Source organism: Mycolicibacterium vinylchloridicum, assembly GCF_013404075.1.
Classification (GTDB): domain Bacteria; phylum Actinomycetota; class Actinomycetes; order Mycobacteriales; family Mycobacteriaceae; genus Mycobacterium; species Mycobacterium vinylchloridicum.
The window spans coordinates 1-3,630 of the sequence record NZ_JACBJQ010000135.1 but is presented as its reverse complement, the minus strand read 5'-3'; the positions used below and the strand labels follow the sequence as shown (position 1 = coordinate 3,630).

General features: G+C 68.2%; 2 protein-coding genes. One reads left to right on the top strand and one right to left on the bottom strand.

Annotated features, from left to right (window positions below):
- Positions 1-301 precede the first annotated feature (301 nt).
- Entirely contained in the window at positions 302-805 is a 504-nt protein-coding gene (locus HPC46_RS33905; protein ID WP_179476368.1) for a hypothetical protein, read from the bottom strand.
- A gap of 288 nt (positions 806-1,093) precedes the next feature.
- Between HPC46_RS33905 and mobF the strand changes: the two genes are divergently transcribed.
- Positions 1,094-3,630, top strand: a 2,537-nt coding sequence (gene mobF, locus HPC46_RS33900; protein ID WP_179476367.1) for a MobF family relaxase, incomplete at its 3' end; no start/stop codon positions are given.

The window sequence follows — 3,630 nt, the reverse complement described above, 5'->3', positions numbered from 1 at the left end:
CACCTGTTTCCGCGCTTCAGTCTTGTAGTAGTCGTGGATAATAGACAGTGGTACGGCCAAAGTTGTTGCTACTTCACAGTTAGCAGGAAGTTGCTTTAAGTCGAACCGGATGCAACTCCGCTCGGTTTCGGCCGTACCCGTCACCACCGATCGCGCCGGTGAAAAGCCAACAGTCCTCGGCCGTCGGACCGCGCACCACCGCCGCCTCGAACCGGGCGATCTCGTCGGCATCACGAACCGGGTCCACCACCAGCTGTAGTGGTTCCGACCGTCGCCGACCTGTCCTCACCGTGATGACACGCTAACCCGTCGCCGGCCACGCCCGCTCCGGCGCGCCGACGACCGGCCCCGCCGGCGCCGCCACACCGACGGCCACCGCAGCGTCCGCCCCGCCGACAATGCTCGAGCCTTCCGACGCGTCGCCGCGCTCCGGCCGCTGGCCGTTCGCGCCGGCCTCCTCGCCGCTGGCTTCGGCGAAGCGGATCAGCTCGCGCAGTGCTTTCTCGCTCACCCCGGTCAGCCGGGCGATGTCGCGCAGCGTCTCCCCGCGATCACGCAGCGCGATCACCGCCCGCCCCGCGGTGCGGCGATGCTCAGCCCGCTTGCCGTCCGCCTGCTCTTTCAGGCCGGCAATCTTCGTTTCCAGCCACTCGTCCACCGTGTCGAGCCGTTCCCGACTAGAGAAGAACACCGCCAGGTCCTCGGCATTGCGCGCGGCCCGTTCCAGCACTTCCTTCTGCGAGGCCTTCACCGCTTCGCGGGCGGCCCGCACCGCTGACTTCGATTTCGACACTTTGTTCGTCATGGCGCTCAACCTAAAACCGCCACCACCCCTACAGCACCGCCCCAACCACACCACTTCTCCAACGCCGCTTTCCACCACATCCGCACGTCAACCGCCCCATCGCCCACCATCGACCACCTGCCGCACCACCGACCCCGCCCTCACCTGCGACCTCCGGTCGCCCTTCTCAGCCCATCACACCTAGTGCATTCAGGTCACGAAACGGTAACGGCCCGGAAGTTGGGAACCTTGGGGCGGTGCTAAACCGCGCACGCCGTTCGTAGCGTTTCCGGTGGTGATCGCGCGGTGATGGGCTTACACAAATTGACCGCCGGAGACGGGTATACCTACCTGCTCCGGCAGGTCGCCGTCGCCGACGGCACCGACCTGGGCCGGGCCAGCCTCACCGACTACTACTCCTCCAAAGGCGAGACCCCCGGACGCTGGGTCGGCAGCGGCCTGGCCGCCCTGGGTCGCCCGGTCAGCCGCGACCCCGGCGATCCTCTGGTCGAGCAGCTCTGGGGGGTGCCCGAGGGCTCCGAAGTCACCGAAGATCAGATGAAGGCACTCTTCGGGGAAGGGCTGCACCCCAACGCCACCAAGATCACCGAACACCTCACCGGCATCGGGGTGTGGGTCGACGGCGCGCACGCCGCAGCCAAGCTCGGTCGCCCATTCCGGTTGGGCGCCAACGAGAACGACTTCACCCGGCGCCTGCGTGGCGCCTACAGCGCCTACAACGACACCATCGGCCGGGCCTCCAACGCCCCACTCGACCCGGAAGTGCGCGCCGAAATCCGCACCACCGTCGCCGCAGAGATGTTCGTCGAACGCTACGGTCGCGCCCACCTCGACGAGCGGGAACTGACCGGGTTCATCGCGCGCCTCTCGCGCCTGGACACCACCGCCGTGGCCGGATACGACCTGACGTTCACCCCGGTCAAATCAGTGTCGGCGCTGTGGGCGCTGGCCCCGCTGGAAGTGGCCAAAACCATCGAGGACTGCCACCACAAAGCGGTCGCAGACACCCTGGCGTTCCTCGAATCGCAAGCCTGCTTCTCGCGCATGGGCACCAACGGTGTGGCCCAGGTCGACGCCAGCGGATTCGTCGCCGCCGCGTTCGATCACCGCGACTCCCGCGCGGGGGACCCGAACCTGCACACCCACGTCGCGGTGAGCAACAAAGTGTGCGCGATCGGCCCCGACGGCATCCCCCGCTGGCTGGCCCTGGACGGCCAGCCTCTCTACAAAGCCAAGGTGTCGGCCTCGGAGTTGTACAACACGTTGTGCGAGGCCAATCTGATCGCCGAACTCGGGGTCAGCTTCGCCAACGACACCCCCGAACCGGGAAAGCGGCCGGTCCGCGAAATCGTCGGCATGTCACCGGAACTGATCGAGGTGTGGTCGTCGCGGCGGGCGGCCATCGAGCACCGCGTCGGGCAGCTCGCCAAGGACTTCCAACAGGTCCACGGACGTGAGCCCAGCTCGGTGGAGATGCTGGCCCTCTCGCAGCAAGCCACGCTGGAAACCCGGGCCGCCAAGCACGAACCACGGTCGTTGGCAGAGCAGCGCCACCAGTGGCGGACCGAGGCGATTGAGGCCCTGGGAGGCCACCGTCACGTCGACGCGATGGTCGCCGCCGTGACCTCCGGGCGGGCCCCGCGCGAACGCGTGACCGTCACCGAGCAGTGGGTCGCCGAGCAGGCCGCCACGGTCATCACCACGGTCTCCGCGTCACGCTCGACATGGCAGATCAACCACGTTCGCGCCGAGGTGTCACGGGTACTGCGCTACACCGACTGCCACGATGCGCCACAGGTGGCGGAACGCATCATTGATGCCGCGCTGGGCACCCACAGCATTGCGTTGACGAGTGCTGCCGACACCGAGATGAACGAGCCCGACGTGCTGCGCCGCCGCGATGGCGCCAGCGTCTACACCCGCCACGACACCACCGTCTACACCAGCGCCGAGATCCTGGCCGCCGAGCGCCGAATCCTGCACACCGCACGGCAGTTCGGCGGCCACGTCGTCGACGACGACAGCATTGGCTTGGCCCTGCTGGAAGCCCACGCCCAGCACGGCGTCGAACTCAACGACGGACAACAAACCCTGCTGCGCGAGATGGCCACCTCCGGTGCCCGCATGCAGTTCGCGATCGCCCCCGCCGGCACCGGCAAGACCACCTCCATGGCCCCGCTGGCCGCCGCGTGGATCAACAGCGGCGGCAACGTCATCGGCCTCGCGCCGAGCGCATCAGCGGCAGAGATCCTGGCCGCCGACCTGGGCGCACCGACCGACACCATCGACAAACTGATGCACCTAGCCGGCCTCGGAGACGGGCCCCCGCCGGCCGCTGATGACCCAGCGCGCGCGTGGTTCGACAGCATCGGACCGCAGACGCTGATCATCGTCGACGAGGTCGGTATGGCCTCCACCGCAGGCCTGGATGCCATCACCACCATCGCCAACGCCACCGGGGCCAGCGTGCGTGGAATCGGTGACGACAAGCAGCTCGCCTCGGTGTCCGCAGGCGGTGTGCTGCGCGAGATCGTGGCCGAACACGGGGCGCTGACGCTCTCCGATGTCGTGCGGTTCACCGACCCCGTCATCGGAGCCGCCGAAGGCGCGGCCAGCCTCGCCCTGCGTGACGGTGACCCCACCGGCATCGCCTTCTACATCGACCACGGCCGCGTCCATGTCGGGGCTGAGCGGGCCGCCGCCGACATGGCGTATCAGGCATGGTCGGACGCGGTCACCGTGGGCCGCGACGCGCTGCTGATCGCGCCCACCAACCCGATGGTCGCCGAACTCAACGAACGTGCCCGCCTGGACCGGCTGCGCCG

Excerpts from the sequence above, each read along its gene's own strand:
- HPC46_RS33905 (WP_179476368.1), bottom strand. The coding sequence starts at position 805 with ATGACGAACAAAGTGTCGAAATCGAAGTCAGCGGTGCGGGCCGCCCGC.